Annotated in this window: 15 protein-coding genes; 7 read left to right on the top strand and 8 right to left on the bottom strand. The window is 72.2% G+C overall.

Annotation, left to right across the window (positions count from 1 at the left end; translation table 11 throughout):
- The first annotated feature begins 94 nt into the window (after positions 1–94).
- Genes KG111_RS09190 through KG111_RS09175 form a run of 4 tightly spaced genes read left to right on the top strand, consistent with a single transcriptional unit; the run spans position 95 to position 2488 of the window.
- Positions 95–457, top strand: a complete 363-nt coding sequence (locus KG111_RS09190) for an SAV_915 family protein (protein ID WP_205290338.1) — start codon at positions 95–97, stop codon at positions 455–457.
- Positions 457–750, top strand: a complete 294-nt coding sequence (locus KG111_RS09185; protein WP_205290337.1) for a hypothetical protein — start codon at positions 457–459, stop codon at positions 748–750. Before KG111_RS09190 ends, KG111_RS09185 begins: the two co-directional genes overlap by 1 nt.
- A complete protein-coding gene (locus tag KG111_RS09180) occupies positions 747–1790 on the top strand; it encodes a hypothetical protein (RefSeq protein WP_205290336.1) in 1044 nt (347 codons plus the stop codon). Before KG111_RS09185 ends, KG111_RS09180 begins: the two co-directional genes overlap by 4 nt.
- 26 nt (positions 1791–1816) lie before the next feature.
- Positions 1817–2488: a hypothetical protein gene (locus tag KG111_RS09175; protein ID WP_205290335.1), complete on the top strand. Its 672-nt coding sequence runs from the start codon at positions 1817–1819 to the stop codon at positions 2486–2488.
- 150 nt (positions 2489–2638) lie between these two features.
- Here the strand turns inward: KG111_RS09175 and mshC are convergent, their stop codons facing one another.
- The 4 genes from mshC to KG111_RS09155 are packed head-to-tail and all read right to left on the bottom strand — an operon-like array spanning position 2639 to position 5996.
- Positions 2639–3874, bottom strand: a complete 1236-nt coding sequence (gene mshC / locus KG111_RS09170; protein ID WP_205290334.1) for a cysteine--1-D-myo-inosityl 2-amino-2-deoxy-alpha-D-glucopyranoside ligase — start codon at positions 3872–3874, stop codon at positions 2639–2641.
- 23 nt (positions 3875–3897) lie between these two features.
- Complete coding sequence (locus KG111_RS09165) at positions 3898–4641, bottom strand: SCO1664 family protein (protein ID WP_249666056.1); 744 nt, start codon at positions 4639–4641, stop codon at positions 3898–3900.
- Positions 4642–4666: 25 nt separating this feature from the next.
- On the bottom strand, positions 4667–5221 hold the full coding sequence (locus tag KG111_RS09160; protein WP_205290333.1) for a DUF3090 domain-containing protein: 555 nt from the start codon (positions 5219–5221) through the stop codon (positions 4667–4669).
- Between the two features lie 10 nt (positions 5222–5231).
- Positions 5232–5996, bottom strand: coding sequence for an MSMEG_4193 family putative phosphomutase (locus KG111_RS09155; RefSeq protein ID WP_205290332.1), 765 nt, complete (start codon positions 5994–5996; stop codon positions 5232–5234).
- 33 nt (positions 5997–6029) lie between these two features.
- Here KG111_RS09155 and corA point away from each other — a divergent pair, with 33 nt between their 5' ends.
- On the top strand, positions 6030–7010 hold the full coding sequence (gene corA / locus KG111_RS09150; protein WP_205290331.1) for a magnesium/cobalt transporter CorA: 981 nt from the start codon (positions 6030–6032) through the stop codon (positions 7008–7010).
- Positions 7011–7033: 23 nt separating this feature from the next.
- Here the strand turns inward: corA and KG111_RS09145 are convergent, their stop codons facing one another.
- Complete coding sequence (locus KG111_RS09145; RefSeq protein WP_205290330.1) at positions 7034–7855, bottom strand: undecaprenyl-diphosphate phosphatase; 822 nt, start codon at positions 7853–7855, stop codon at positions 7034–7036.
- A 91-nt stretch (positions 7856–7946) separates the two neighbouring features.
- Here KG111_RS09145 and KG111_RS09140 point away from each other — a divergent pair, with 91 nt between their 5' ends.
- Positions 7947–8897: an aldo/keto reductase gene (locus KG111_RS09140; RefSeq protein WP_205290329.1), complete on the top strand. Its 951-nt coding sequence runs from the start codon at positions 7947–7949 to the stop codon at positions 8895–8897.
- Complete coding sequence (locus KG111_RS09135; protein WP_205290463.1) at positions 8894–9127, top strand: DUF5703 family protein; 234 nt, start codon at positions 8894–8896, stop codon at positions 9125–9127. Before KG111_RS09140 ends, KG111_RS09135 begins: the two co-directional genes overlap by 4 nt.
- A gap of 23 nt (positions 9128–9150) precedes the next feature.
- On the opposite strand, the gene KG111_RS09130 is transcribed toward KG111_RS09135, so the two are convergent.
- From KG111_RS09130 to KG111_RS09120, 3 genes are all read right to left on the bottom strand, one after another.
- On the bottom strand, positions 9151–10488 hold the full coding sequence (locus tag KG111_RS09130; protein WP_205290328.1) for a M20/M25/M40 family metallo-hydrolase: 1338 nt from the start codon (positions 10486–10488) through the stop codon (positions 9151–9153).
- Between the two features lie 81 nt (positions 10489–10569).
- Positions 10570–12261, bottom strand: coding sequence for a GMC family oxidoreductase N-terminal domain-containing protein (locus KG111_RS09125; protein WP_205290327.1), 1692 nt, complete (start codon positions 12259–12261; stop codon positions 10570–10572).
- Entirely contained in the window at positions 12258–13757 is a 1500-nt protein-coding gene (locus KG111_RS09120) for a flavin-containing monooxygenase (RefSeq protein WP_205290326.1), read from the bottom strand. The genes KG111_RS09125 and KG111_RS09120 overlap by 4 nt, the downstream gene beginning before the upstream one ends.
- Positions 13758–13788 lie beyond the last annotated feature (31 nt).

Below are 13788 nucleotides of genomic sequence, written 5' to 3'. Positions count from 1 at the left end.
CCGCGCCGGCGGGCTCGGCCGGTCGGCACGCGAGTTCTCCACAGGCCGCGAACCTGGTCGTTTCCGCCTCCGGCAGCGGGACAGGTGTCGGAGCATGGACAGCTCCTCCACGACGTACCAGATCCCCTGCCAGCCCACGACCGAGCGTCCGGCCGCTGCGGCCGACCCTCCAGAAGAGCTCGTGACCGGCCCTCCGGTGGTCTATCTGCCGGTCCGGCTCGCCCCAGACGGCACGCCCCAGGAGGTGCCCCTCCTCCGGCTGGCCGACAGCAGGGTCGCGCTTCTCGGCTACTCCGCGCTGGACCGCCTGAGAGCCTGCCTCGGCGAGCGCCAGCCCTGGATGCTGGCCACGGCGGAGGTGCTGGCGGCGCTCGCCGAGCATCGGCCGTACGACGTCAAGGTGCTCGACCTGCCGGTGCCGCCCGAGCACCGTGCACGCCTGCTGGGCGCCGGCTGATGGCAGCGGAGACCCGGCTCGAGCGACCCACGCGCGAGATGCTGGAGAAGGCCCACGGGCTCGCGGCCACCGACCTGGCGAGCCTCCACCGGCGGATCCCGAGCGACCTCGACGCCGGTGACGCCGAGGCCTACGTGATCGCCATCGTCGACGGGTTGGCGAGCACGGCCGCCGACGTCGCGTTCGTGCACCGTGGCACCGCGCACATGGTGCGGGACGCCGCCGAGGAGCTCGTCCTGACCGAGGACGCCGTCACTGCGACCTTGCGCCGCCTGGCGGGACTGCTCCGATGATCGACATCAGCATCGACGGCTCGCCGGAGAACATCACGGCCTGGGCGTCGTGGCTGCGCGACAGCCTGCGCGCCACGCTCGACGACACCAGCGACGACACGGCCGAGGTCCGGCGCAAGGCCCGCGACGGCTGGCACGGCGATGGCGGTGAGGCCTATCTCGACTACAACCGCGAGCTCGTGGAGGGCACCGACAGCCACGAGCGCCGGGTCGGTCGCGGCGCCCGGGCGTTGGACGACCTCGCCGCCGCGCTGAGTGGGGCGCAGGACGCGATGGCCGCACTGCGCACGCGCGCGGTCGAGGGCGGCCTGGTGCTGCGCGGCGAGACCATCGATGCTCCGGCCGCAGGGGTGAGGACCGACCCGGAGGACCTGTACGACGTCCTGGCCGAGGAGGCTGCCGCGGTCCGCGCCGGCTACCGCGAGTGGCTGGAGTCCAACCTGCCGGCGGCGGTGAGCGACGCCGAGCAGGACGACGACCTCGACCGGCTGGTCAAGCTCATCAAGGCGCGCTACCCGGACCTCACGCAGGTCGCCGGCCTCGGGCTCAACGCGCTCGGGGAGGCGCTGCGGAATCGGCGCGCGCAGTACCTGCGGGACTCGCGCCGCTCCGGTGACCCGCGGAAGCGGGCTCGACCGAAGACGCCGGAGGGCCGCCGGCACGTGGAGGATCTGACCCGACGGAGCCGGCTCTTCGACCGGGTGGGTGCGCTCCTCAGGAAGGCGTCGCTCCCCCTGGCGATCGGCGGCGGGATCCATGAGGGCATCACCACGGGTGATTGGGTGCGGCCGGCCGTCGTCATCGCAAGTGGCATGGCAGCCGGCGCGGCGGTGCCGGTCCTCTTCGCGGGTGCCCCCGCCTTCGCCGTCGGACTCGCCGCTGTGGGCGCCTCGATCGCTGTGGCGAGTGCCGCCGCGTACCTGTACGACACCTTCGAGGTGAGGGACAAGATCGAGGACGCCTCCACGTGGCTCAAGGGCCGGGCCAGTGCCGGCGGCGGATTGATCGCGAGCGGATGGGACAAGGTGACCCCGTGGTGAGAACCTGGTGGGGGGTAGTCACCTGGTTGAGCGACCGGATGCGCGCGCGGCTCAGTCACCGCACGATCGTCATCCTGGGCGTTGCCATGTGCCTGATCTGTGGCGCAGCCTCCGGGTTCATCGCTATCACGGAGGTGGCGGGCGGCGTCCGGTGGTTCCAGGCCGTGGTCGCCCCGATGTGGTTCCTCGCCCTGCCGCCCCTTCTCTTCGTGCACGTGGCGCGGAGGCGGGGGCCTGCGCTGTTCCAGGACCGTCACCGGGTGCGCGCCGCAGTCCTGGTCGAGGTGCCACTGCGCATCGTGCTCCTGCTCTGCCCGCTGCTGTCCGTCACTGCTGTGTGGGCCACCCTGGACGAGTGGTCGATGCATGGCACCGACCGTGCCACCACGTGGGGCGGCACGCTGATCCTCGCCTTCGTCGCTCTCAGTGCCGTACCGCTGATCTGGCGGATGGCCTGCGGTCGATTGCCGTGGATGACCTTGGAGCTCGGCGACAGGTTCGTCTACCAAGGTTGGTTCCAACGCCTGGAGCTGGACTGGGACCAGATCCGCTGGGTCCGGTCGAGCGAGGAGCGCGACGGCATGGTCGTGCTCCGCCATCGACGGGAGGTGGTGCAGTTCCAGGTGGCCGCCTTCCCAGTCCGACGAGACGCGGTGGTCGCGGAGATCCGGCGGCGCGCGCAGGCCGCGCGCCGCTAGGCACGGGCCCTACCGGCGTCCCACCGGGATAGTCCCTGACGAAAAGCACCGAGATCCACGCGGGAACGGTGCTTTTCGTCAGGGACTACCGCGCGACGACGCCCGGCCAGGATCAGCCCAGGCCGAGGTGGAGGGGACTGGCGTCGGAGGTCAGAGGCTGATGCCGAGGGCGGCGTCCAGCACGGGCAGCAGGGTCGCTGCGGCGTCGGGGTCGCTGGTGTCGGCCAGTCCGTCGGTGCCCAGCGTGGCGCGCACCCAGGCGTCGACGGCGGCCACCGCACGGGGCGCGTCGAGGTCGTCGGCCAGGGCGGCCAGCACCTCGCTCACCACCGGGGCGGCCGGCGCGCCGGCGCCCAGGGCGAGGGCGCGGCGCCAGTCGGCGACGGTGTCGACGGCGGCCCACAGCTGCTCGTCGGTCCACTCCCAGTCGCTGCGGTAATGGTGGCGCAGCAGCGCCAGCCGGATGCCCATCGGGTCGATGTCGGCGTTGCGCAGCGCGGAGACGAAGACCAGGTTGCCCAGCGACTTCGACATCTTCGTGCCGTCGTAGGCCACCATCCCGGCGTGGCTGTAGGCCCGGGCGAACCGATCGCCGGTGGCGACCTGCACGTGGCCGGCGCACATCTCGTGGTGCGGGAAGATCAGGTCGCTGCCGCCGCCCTGGACGTCGAAGGCGGCGCCGAGGTGGGTCAGCGCGATCGCGGCGCACTCCACGTGCCAGCCGGGGCGGCCCTTGCCGAACGGGCTGTCCCACGACGGCTCGCCCTCCCGCTCACCGAGCCACACGACGCAGTCGAGCGGGTTCTTCTTGCCCTCGCGCTCCGGGTCCCCGCCGCGCTCGGCGAAGAGCGCCAGCATCGTGTCGCGGTCGAGGTTGGACTCCTCACCGAAGGCCGGGTCGGCGTCGACGGAGAAGTACACGTCGCTCTCGACCCGGTAGAGCACACCGGCGGCGTCGAGGCGCTGCAGCAGCTCGATGACCAGCGGGATCGACTCCACCGCGCCGACGTACTCGACCGGCGGCAGGACCCGCAGCGCCTCCATGTCGTGGCGGAACAGCTCGGTCTCCCGCTCGGCGAGCTCGACCCAGTCGACCTTGACCTTCTCGGCGCGCTCAAGCAGCGGGTCGTCGACGTCGGTGACGTTCTGCACGTAGCGCACGTCGTGGCCCGCGTTGCGCCAGGCACGGTTGAGCAGGTCGAACGCGACGTAGGTGTTGGCGTGCCCGATGTGGGTGGCGTCGTACGGCGTGATGCCGCAGACGTAGAGGCGCGCCGGACCCTCGGGCCGGGTCTCGACCTTCTCCCCCGTGGCGGTGTCGTGGAGGACGACCGGAGGACCGGTGAGGGGCAGGACCGGGAAGCCCGGTGCGTTCCAAGCGCGCATGGCCGTGATGCTAGTTGCTCGGTTCAGAACGGCGGCCACGGGATGGCCGGCCCGTGCCCGCTGGGGCCGGGAAGGCGCCCCTGGGCCAGCAGCCGTCGAGTACGACGCTCCAGCGCCTCGATCTCGTGCTCGGCGAGGTGGAAGCCCAGCTCCTCCCCCAGCTCCCCGGCCACCGCGTCCAGCAGGCCGGTGAGCACCGTGGTCTCCTCGTCGCTCAGCGCCGTGCCGGCCCAGCCCCACAGCACGGTGCGCAGCTTGGGCTCGTGGTGGAAGGAGACGCCGTGGTCCACGGCGAGCCGCCGGCCGTCGCTCATCGCAAGCACGTGGCCGCCCTTGCGGTCGGCGTTGTTGATGACGACGTCGAAGACGGCCATGCGGCGCAGCGCGGCGGTGTCCTCGTGCACCAGCAGCACCGCGCGCTCACGCTCGTCGAGACCCTCGAACACCGCCAGCCACCCCTCGGGCACCTCGCCGGCGGGCACCAGGGTGACGGCCTCGGTCTCCGGGTCGACCTCCTGCCACTCCTGCACCATGCCCGGCCCGTGCGGCCCCTCGGCCCACCAGGTGCGGGGCACCAGGTCCCACCCGGAGGCGGCGGAGACCAGGTGCGCGGCGATCTCGCGGTGCGCCAGCGAGCCGTCGGGGAAGTCCCACAGCGGCCGCTCGCCGGCGACCGGCTTGTAGACCACCTCGACGCCGTCGAGCTCGGCGAGGAAGGTGGCGTTGGAGGCCGGCATGATCCGGCCCTTGATGCTCAGCTGCGACACGGCGCTCCCGGGTCCCTGTCGATGCTCAGGGGTCGCGACGCTTGAAGCCGTTGGCGCGCACGCACAGGTGCCCGTCGGGGTCGATGGGCTGGCCGCAGAACGGGCACGAAGGGCGGCCGGCGCCGATCACCGACTCGGCGCGCTGCACGAACGCCCGGGCCTGGCCCGGCTCCAGGCGCACCAGCAGCAGCTCCTCGGCCTCCTCGCCGTCGGCGAGCTCGATCGGCTCGGCCCCGACGGGGAAGACCTCGATCACCACCCGCTCGTCCTCGGGGTCCCACGACAGCGTCATGGTGCCGGCCCGGAACTCCTCGGTGATCGGCAGCGTCAGCGGCGCGTCGTCGATCAGGTCGACCGGGGCGACCGCGGGCACCACGGTGCGCGAGCTGCCGTCGGCGATGACCTCGTCGAGCAGCTCGTCGACCCGCTCGGCGAGCGCGGCCACCTGCTGCTTCTCCAGCGCCACCGACACCACGCGGGCGCCCTCGGTGGCCTGCAGGAAGAACGTGCGGGCCCCGGGCTCGCCGACGGTGCCGGCGACGAAGCGCTCGGGCGGGTCGAAGGCGTGGACGATCGGCATGTCCACGACCCTAGCGAGCCGGTCCGGCGCCGCCGCCGACGACCGCCCCCGGATCGCTGCCGGCCCCGGAGTCTGCCTCGCCGTCAGGCTCACCGTCGGCGCCCGGTGCGGCCTTGTCCGCAGGCCGGGGCGCGAGCCAGGACAGGTCGCCGTCGTGGGTGTTGGAGGCCAGCACGTAGGGCCGGTCGGCGCCGTAGCGCACCACCGAGATCGACGCGGGGTCGACGTTGATCCGCTGGAACAGGTCGAGGTGCAGCCCGAGCGCGTCGGCGAGGACCGCCTTGATGATGTCGCCGTGGCTGACCGCCACCCAGACGGCGTCGGCACCGTGCTCGGCGGTGATCGCGGCGTCGAGGCGTCGTACGGCGGAGACCGCGCGGTGCTGCATCGTGGTCATCGCCTCGCCGCCGGGGAAGGTCACCGCGGAGGGTTGGGCCTGCACGGTGCGCCACAGCGGCTCCTTGGCCAGCACCTTGATCTGCTGGCCCTGCCACTCGCCGTAGTCGCACTCGGCCAGGCCGCGCTCGACGACGGCGCGGGGCTTGGGGCGTCCGGCCTCCTTCTGTGCGGCGGCGACCGCGGCCGCGGTCTGGCGGCACCGCTCCTGCGGGCTGGTGACGAGCCGGGCGATCGCGACGCCCGCGATACGCCGGCCGGCGCGTTCGACCTGGGTGGTGCCGAGGTCGTCGAGCCGGACGCCGGAGGTGCGCCCGGCCAGGACGCCGGACGCGTTGGCGGTGGTGCGTCCGTGGCGCAGCAGCAGCAAGGTGGCCATGGCCGCGAGCCTAGAGGGCCTAGCCTGGACGGCGTGATCATCCAGAGCGGTGTCTACCGGGCCGGTCAGCGCCTGGAGCTCGAGTGTGGCCCGCACGACTACGCCGCCATGCGGGCGGCCGCCACCGAGCCGGGCGACTTCGTGTGGCTGGGGCTCTACGCGCCCGACGACGCCGAGCTCCACGACGTGGCCGCGGCCTTCGACCTGCACCCGCTGGCCGTCGAGGACGCCGCCGTCGCCCACCAGCGCCCCAAGCTCGAGACCTACGGCTCCACCTTGTTCCTCGTCCTCCGCACGCTGTGGTACGTGGACTCCGACGATGCTGTGGAGACCGGCGAGATCAGCATCTTCCTCGGTCCCGGCTTCGTGATCACCGTCCGCCACGGCGAGGGCGCCTCGCTGACGGGGGTGCGCCGGACCCTCGAGCACCGCACCACGGTGCTGGGTCACGGCCCCTCCGCGGTGCTCTACGCCGTGTGCGACGACGTGGTGGACGGCTACACCGCCGTGGTCGCCGACCTGCAGATCGACGTGGACGAGATCGAGGCGTCGGTCTTCTCCGAGAACCGCAGCCGTGACGCGGAGCGGATCTACGTGCTCAAGCGGGAGCTGTCTGAGGCGCGCCGCGCGATCGTGCCGCTGCGCGACCCGGTCCGGCACTTCGCCGAGGGCACCGTCGAACAGATCGATGAGGCGACGGTTCCGTACTTCCGCGACGTCAGCGACCACCTCCACCAGGCCGCGGAGGCGCTGGAGGGGCTCGACGGCCTGTTGTCGAGCGCCTTCGATGCCCACCTGTCCCGGGTGGGTGTGCAGCAGAACGACGACATGCGCAAGATCTCCGCCGGAGGTGCGCTGATCGTCGTACCGACCCTGATCGCCGGGATCTACGGCATGAACTTCGAGCACATGCCGCTGCTCGGGTGGACGTACGGCTACCCGTTCTCGCTGCTGCTGATGGTGGGCAGCGTCGTCGGCCTGCTGGTGCTCTTCAAGCGCTCCGGCTGGCTGTAGGGCCCTGGTCGGAGCGCGTGGGGTCAGGGGTTGAGCACACCGAAGCCGAGCAGGATGAGCACGCCGGCACCGAGCACGATCCGGTACACCACGAACGGGGTGAAGGACTTGGTGCTGACGTAGCGCAGCAGCCAGGCGATCGCGGCGTAGCCGACGACGAAGGAGACCACGGTCGCGGCGATCGTGGGGCCCCAGGAGTACAGGTTGTCCCCGTCGGGGATCTCCTTGAGCTGGAACAGCCCGGCGCCCACGACGGCGGGGATGGCGAGCAGGAACGCGAACCGGGTGGCGGCCTCGCGCTCGTAGCCCAGCAGGCGGCCCATCGAGATGGTGGCGCCGGAGCGGGAGACGCCGGGGATCAGCGCCAGGGCCTGCGCGCCGCCCATGGCCAGGGCGTGGCGCAGCGACATCTGCTTGATCTGCCGGTCGGTGCGGCCGATCCGGTCGGCCACGCCGAGGATCACGCCGAGGACGATCAGCATCGTGCCGATCACCCACAGGTTGCGGAAGTCCTTCTCGATGACGTCCTTGAGCAGCACGCCGAGCACGACGATCGGCAGCGAGCCGACGATGATGTACCAGCCCATCCGGGCGTCCACCGCTCCGCGGTACTCCGGCTTGAACAGCGAGAGCACCCACGCCTTGGCGATGCGCCAGATGTCCTTGCGGAAGTAGATCAGCACGGCGAGCTCGGTGCCGATCTGCACCACCGCGGTGAACGCCGCACCCGGGTCGCCCCACCCGAACAGCTCGGGGAAGATCCGCAGGTGGGCACTGCTGGAGATCGGGAGGAACTCGGTCAGTCCCTGGAGCACGCCGAGGAACACCGCTTGCAGGAAGTCCACCACAACGCCGCATCCTAGGGTTCGGAGTCGCTGTGCGGGGTCCCGGCGTGCCCCGCGTGGGCGAGGTCACGGGTGGGACTACCTTGTCCGCATGCAACAGCGGTACGTCGGCAGCACCGGGCTGCAGGTCTCCAGGTTCGGTCTCGGCCTGATGACGTGGGGCACGACCACCGACGAGCACGAGGCCCGCGAGCAGCTCGTCGCGTTCCTCGACGCCGGGGGAACGCTGCTCGACACCGCCCTGGCCTACGGCGACGGCGCCTCCGAGGAGCTGCTCGGCAGCCTGCTGGGTGACGTCGTGCCGCGTGAGGACGTGGTGCTCGCGACCAAGGCCGGCTTCGGCGAGCGCCGCGGCGAGTGGGTGTACGACGCCTCCCGCGGCGCCCTGCTGCGCGGCCTGGACACCTCTCTGCGCCGTTTGGGCACCGACCACGTCGACCTGTGGCAGGTGCACGTGTGGGACTCGGGCACGCCGCTGGAGGAGACGCTCGGTGCGCTCGACGCCGCCGTGTCTTCCGGGCGCGCCCGCTACGTCGGCATCTCCAACTACACCGGTTGGCAGACCGCGCAGGCCGCCACCTGGCAGCGCGCCGTGCCCGGCCGCACGCCGATCGCGAGCACCCAGATGGAGTACTCGCTGGTCAACCGGCGCATCGAGCGTGAGGTGCTGCCCGCCGCGGAGGCGCTGGGGCTCGGGGTGCTGCCCTACTCCCCGCTCGGCAAGGGCGTGCTGACCGGCAAGTACCGCACCGGCATCCCGGCGTCCTCGCGCGGCGCCTCCGACCGGGCGTCGGTCGTCGAGGCCTACCTCGACGACGACAGCCGTGGCATCGTGGAATCTGTGGTGCGTGCCGCGGAGGGTCTGGGCTGGAGCCCGCTCGAGGTGGCGCTGAGCTGGGTGCGCGACGCCCCCGGCGTCACGGCCCCCATCCTCGGCGCCCGCACCGGGGCCCAGCTCAAGGCCGCGCTCGGCGCGGAGGCGAAGGTGCTGCCCCCGGAGATCAGGGCGGCCCTGGACGACGTGTCGGGATCGGCGAGATGAGCCACCACCTCGTGCGCCCCCGGATCATGCGTGGCCTGGGCCGCGGGGTGGAGTGGGAGTTCGACCGGGTCACCTTCGAGCGCGACTTCTCCCGCAACATGGTCACCCGGCTGCTCGTGGAGCGCGCCGAGCACGGTGGCTGGGAGCTGGACCGGGTGCAGATCGGCCCCGACGGCAAGCGTCGGGTGGTGCTGCGCCGCAAGATCATCCGCGCGGTGCGCACCGCCTGACACGGCCTGAGCGGCGACGCACCTCAGACCCGGTCCAGGAACCCGTCGAGGACCCGGGCACCGAACTGCAGGGCGTCGACGGGCACGCGCTCGTCCACGCCGTGGAACAGCGCGGTGAAGTCCAGGTCGTCGGGCAGCCGCAGCGGGGCGAAGCCATAGGTGCGCATGCCGAGCTTGGTGAAGTGCTTGGCGTCGGTGCCCGCACCCATCAGGTACGGCGCGACGAGTGCGTCGGGGTCCTCGGCCAGCAGGCTGGCGGTCATCGCATCGACCAGCGCCCCGTCGTACGGCGTCTCCCAGGGGGCCTGGCGGGAGAGGAACTCGATGTCGACGCCGTCGCCGGCCAGTTCCGCCAGGGTCGCGAAGAACTCGTCCTCGTAGCCGGGCAGGAAGCGGCCGTCGAGGTGCGCGGTGGCCTCGGAGGGGATGACGTTGACCTTGTAGCCGGCCCCCAGCATGGTCGGGTTGACCGAGTTGCGCAGGGTGGCGCCGATCATCCGCGCCGCTCCCCCGAACTCCTCGACCAGCGCCTCGGCGTTCTCGGGGGTGGCCTCGGTGCCGGCGAGCTCCGCGACGGCCGCGAGCAGGGTCTGCATCGCGGGGGTCAGCTGCACGGGCCACTCCTGCGCCCCGATCCGGGCCACCGCGCCGGCGAGGCGGGTGACGGCGTTGTCACGGTTGATCATCGAGCCGTGCCCGGCGGTGCCGCGCGCGGTCAGCCGCATCCAGGCCATCCCCTTCTCGGCCGCCTCGATGAGGTAGAGCCGGCGTCCGCGCACGGTGGTGCTGAAGCCACCGACCTCGCCGATCGCCTCGGTGCAGCCCTCGAACCACTCCCGGTGCTCGCGCACCAGCACCTCCGCGCCCTGGTGCCCACCGGCCTCCTCGTCGGCGGTGAAGCACAGCACGACGGGCCGCTGCGGCACCCGGCCGGCGCGTTGGCGGGCCCGGACCACCGAGAGCAGCATCGCGTCGAAGTCCTTCATGTCGACGGCGCCGCGGCCCCACACGTAGCCGTCGCGGACCTCGCCCGAGAACGGGTGCACCTGCCAGTCCTCGGCAGCCGCCGGTACGACGTCGAGGTGGCCGTGGACCAGCATCGCGTCCTCGCGCGGGGCGCCGCCGCGCGGCTCGCCGCCCCAGCGGGCGAGCACGTTCGCCCGCCCGGGTGCGGTCTCGATCACCTCGGCGGTGATGCCGACCTCGTCGAGCAGCGCGGCCACGTGCTCGGCGGCCTTGCGCTCCCCGGGGCCCTCGGTGTCGCCGTAGTTGGAGGTGTCGATCCGGATCAGGTCCCGGCACAGGTCGACGACCTCGGCGGCGACGTCGGGGCGCGGGGCGTGGTCGGTCGGGTCGGCCATGGCGTCATGGTCCCACGGCCTCCCTCCTGCCGTGGGACCTCGACGCCCGCCCTTGCGCTGGCCGATGCTCGCCAGGCGGCTTCAGCTGACCCCGACCACGGGCAGCCGGTAGGCGGCCGGTGCGGACGGTGGCACGGCGGGGCTCCGCGGTGCCACCGGCGCGATGCGTCGGTACTCCTCGCCCGGTGCGGGCCGCGGATCGGGCTCCCCCTTGTTCGGCCACATCGCCACCGCACGCTCCGACATCGCGGTGATGGTCAGTGAGGGGTTGACTCCCAGGTTGGCTGCGACCGCGGAGCCGTCGATGACGTGCAGGCCCGCGTAACCGTGCAGCCGGTGGTAGGGGTCGATGACGCCCTTCTCCGCGGTCGTGCCGATCGGGCAGCCGCCGACCAGGTGGCCCGTCATCGGGATGTTCACCAGGTCGGCCCACGTGCCGCCCGGGATGCCGTCCATCTCCTCGCCGACGGCGCGCGCCGTCTGGTGCGCCTGCGGGATCCACACCGGGTTGGCCTCCCCGATGCCCTGCCGGGTGGTGAGCACCTTGCCCCAGGGGCGCCGCTTGAGGTAGGTGCTCAGCGAGTTGTCGAGGCTCTGCATGACCAGCAGCACGATGCTCTCCTCCGACCAGTGCCGGGGGTCGTGCAGCTTCACCAGGTCGCGGCGGTGGCGCCACATCTGTCCCCCCCCGGCCGCCAGGCGCGACGTGCGTCCGGTCGGCATGTCGGTGAGGATCGCCTGCATCAGGCCGAGCAGGTTGCTGCCGCGGCCGTAGCGCACGGGCTCGACGTGGGTGTGCTCGTCGACGTGGATGGACGACGTGATCGCCACCCCGCGGGAGTAGTCGACGTCGCTGCCGCGGGCGCGCACCGAGATGATCGCCTCGGAGTTGGTGCGGGTCAGCGCGCCCAGCCGTGGCGAGATCCGGGGCAGGCTGCCCCGGTCCTTGAGCCGGTGCAGCAGCCGCTGCGTGCCCAGCGCGGCGGCGGAGAACACCACCTGGTCGGCGGTGAACGTCTGCCGGTCCTGACGCAGCTTGCCGTTGGTGCGGCGGGTGCGGACGTCGTACCCACCGCCGGGGCGGGGGCGCACGTCGACGACCGTGGTCAGCGGGTGCACCTCGGCGCCGGCCTTCTCGGCCAGGTAGAGGTAGTTCTTCACCGTGGTGTTCTTCGCCCCCACCCGGCAGCCGGTCATGCAGGCACCGCAGTCGGTGCAGGTGGTCCGCTCGGGACCGGCGCCGCCGAAGTACGGGTCCGCGACCCGCTCGCCGGGCTGCGCCCCGAACAGCACGCCCACGTCGGTGGGACCGAACGTGTCGCCGACCCCCATCTTCTCGGCGACCGCCTTCATCACGTGGTCCGAGGGCGACATGTGCGGGTAGGTGGCGACTCCGAGCATCCGCCGCGCCTGGTCGTAGTACGGCGTGAGCTCGTCGGCCCAGTCGGTGACGTGCGACCAGTGCGGGTCGTCGAAGAAGGCCTTCGGCGGCTGGTAGAGGGTGTTGGCATAGACCAGCGACCCGCCGCCCACACCGGCGCCGGAGAGCACGACGACGTCCTTGAGCAGCGCCATCCGCAGCAGGCCGTAGCAGCCGAGCACGGGGTTGAACACGTAGTCGCGCAGCTTCCACGACGTGGTCGGCAGCTCGTCGTCGGCGAAGCGGCGACCGGCCTCCAGCACGCCGACCTTGTAGCCCTTCTCCGACAGGCGCAGCGCGGTGACGCTGCCGCCGAAGCCCGAGCCGACGACGACGACGTCGTAGTGGGTCACCGGGCCGCCGTCGCTGCCGGGTCGCCGGTGCCGACGGCGCCCACCTGCTCGAACTCGGCGGCGTCGAAGCGGGAGGTGCGGCGCTGGTACTCCGCGACCGTGCCGGGCCAGTTGGTGCTGATCCGGCCGCTGGCCTCGCGGTACCAGCTGGCGCAGGTGGTCCACACGCTGGAGGCGAGGCGGGACTGGATCTCGTCGTCGTACGCCCTGGCCGGCTGCTCGCGGACGGCGATCGGCTCCCCGGTCTGCCCGATCTGCCGCACGGCCTGGCTGATGTAGCCGGCCTGCGCCTCGAGCATGCCCAAGATCGAGCTGCCGCCGAGGTTGGTGTTGGGGCCGTAGAGGATGAAGAAGTTGGGGAACTTCGGCACCGAGATGCCCAGGTGCGCCCGGGTGCCGCCCTCGGCCCAGTACTCGTGCAGGTCCGCACCGCCCGGGCCGGTGATCCGCATCGGGGCGAGGAACTCGGTGGCTGCGAAACCGGTGCCGTGGATCAGCACGTCGACCTCGTGCAGCGTGCCGTCGGCGGTGCGGATCCCGCCCGGCTCCACCGCGGTGATGGAGTCGGTGACGACGTCGACGTTCTCGCGCGCCAGCGCCGGGTACCAGTCGTTGGAGAACAGCAGCCGCTTGCAGCCCAGGTCGTAGTCGGGGACCAGCTTGGCCCGCAGCGCCGGGTCCTTGATCTGCAGCCGCAGGTGCGCCTGCCAGGCCTTGGTGAGCAGGTCGGCGAGCCGGCCGTTGTCGTCGAGGGTCTTGTTCAGCTGCTCGGTGAGGTGGAAGACCGCCTTGCGGGTCACGCCGTGCATCTGCGGGAAGCGAGCGAAGCGGCGCAGCGAACGGGCGGAGTAGGTGCCGTCCGGCTTCGGGACGACGTACGGCGCGGAGCGCTGGAAGACCGTCATCTCCCCGACCTTCGGCGCGATGGCCGGCACGAACTGGATCGCCGAAGCGCCGGTGCCGATGACACCGACCCGCTTGCCCGTCAGGTCGACGTCGTGGTCCCACGTCGCGGAGTGGAAGGACGGGCCGGTGAAGCTCTCCAGCCCGGGGATCTTGGGGATCGCGGGCCGCGAGAGCTGGCCGACCGCGGAGATCAGCACGTCGCTGCGCAGCTCCTCGCCGTCGGCGAGGCGGACCACCCACTGCGCGGTGTCGGCGTCCCAGTCGGCGCCGGCGACCTCGGCGTTGGTGCGCACCAGGTCGAGCAGGCCGCTGCTCTGCGCGTGCTCACGGATGTAGCGGTGGATCTCGCCCTGCCGGGCGTAGCGGTGGCTCCAGTCGTGCTTGGGCGCGAACGACCAGGAGTACAGCACCGACGGCACGTCGCAGGCCGCCCCCGGGTAGGTGTTGTCGCGCCACACGCCGCCGACGTCGTCGGCCCGCTCGAGGATGGTGATGTCGCGGACGCCCGCGGTGCGCAGGTGGTGCGCGGTGGCCAGGCCGCCGAACCCGGCGCCGATGATGATCACCGACGGTGCTGTGGTCTGCTTCATAGCGGACAAACTAGGAACTCGCCGACCCCGG

This window comes from Nocardioides faecalis (genome assembly GCF_018388425.1).
In the GTDB taxonomy this organism is placed as follows: domain Bacteria; phylum Actinomycetota; class Actinomycetes; order Propionibacteriales; family Nocardioidaceae; genus Nocardioides; species Nocardioides faecalis.
Note: the sequence above shows the minus strand (reverse complement) of the source record. Positions and strands in the feature narration are given on the sequence as shown.

Bases quoted from the DNA above. Each gene is read 5' to 3' on its own strand.
- KG111_RS09190 (WP_205290338.1), top strand. From the start codon at position 95: ATGGACAGCTCCTCCACGACGTACCAGATCCCCTGCCAGCCCACGACC.
- KG111_RS09185 (WP_205290337.1), top strand. From the start codon at position 457: ATGGCAGCGGAGACCCGGCTCGAGCGACCCACGCGCGAGATGCTGGAG.
- KG111_RS09180 (WP_205290336.1), top strand. From the start codon at position 747: ATGATCGACATCAGCATCGACGGCTCGCCGGAGAACATCACGGCCTGG.
- mshC (WP_205290334.1), bottom strand. From the start codon at position 3,874: ATGCGCGCTTGGAACGCACCGGGCTTCCCGGTCCTGCCCCTCACCGGT.
- KG111_RS09160 (WP_205290333.1), bottom strand. From the start codon at position 5,221: ATGCCGATCGTCCACGCCTTCGACCCGCCCGAGCGCTTCGTCGCCGGC.
- KG111_RS09155 (WP_205290332.1), bottom strand. From the start codon at position 5,996: ATGGCCACCTTGCTGCTGCTGCGCCACGGACGCACCACCGCCAACGCG.
- KG111_RS09140 (WP_205290329.1), top strand. From the start codon at position 7,947: ATGCAACAGCGGTACGTCGGCAGCACCGGGCTGCAGGTCTCCAGGTTC.
- KG111_RS09135 (WP_205290463.1), top strand. From the start codon at position 8,894: ATGAGCCACCACCTCGTGCGCCCCCGGATCATGCGTGGCCTGGGCCGC.
- KG111_RS09130 (WP_205290328.1), bottom strand. From the start codon at position 10,488: ATGGCCGACCCGACCGACCACGCCCCGCGCCCCGACGTCGCCGCCGAG.
- KG111_RS09120 (WP_205290326.1), bottom strand. From the start codon at position 13,757: ATGAAGCAGACCACAGCACCGTCGGTGATCATCATCGGCGCCGGGTTC.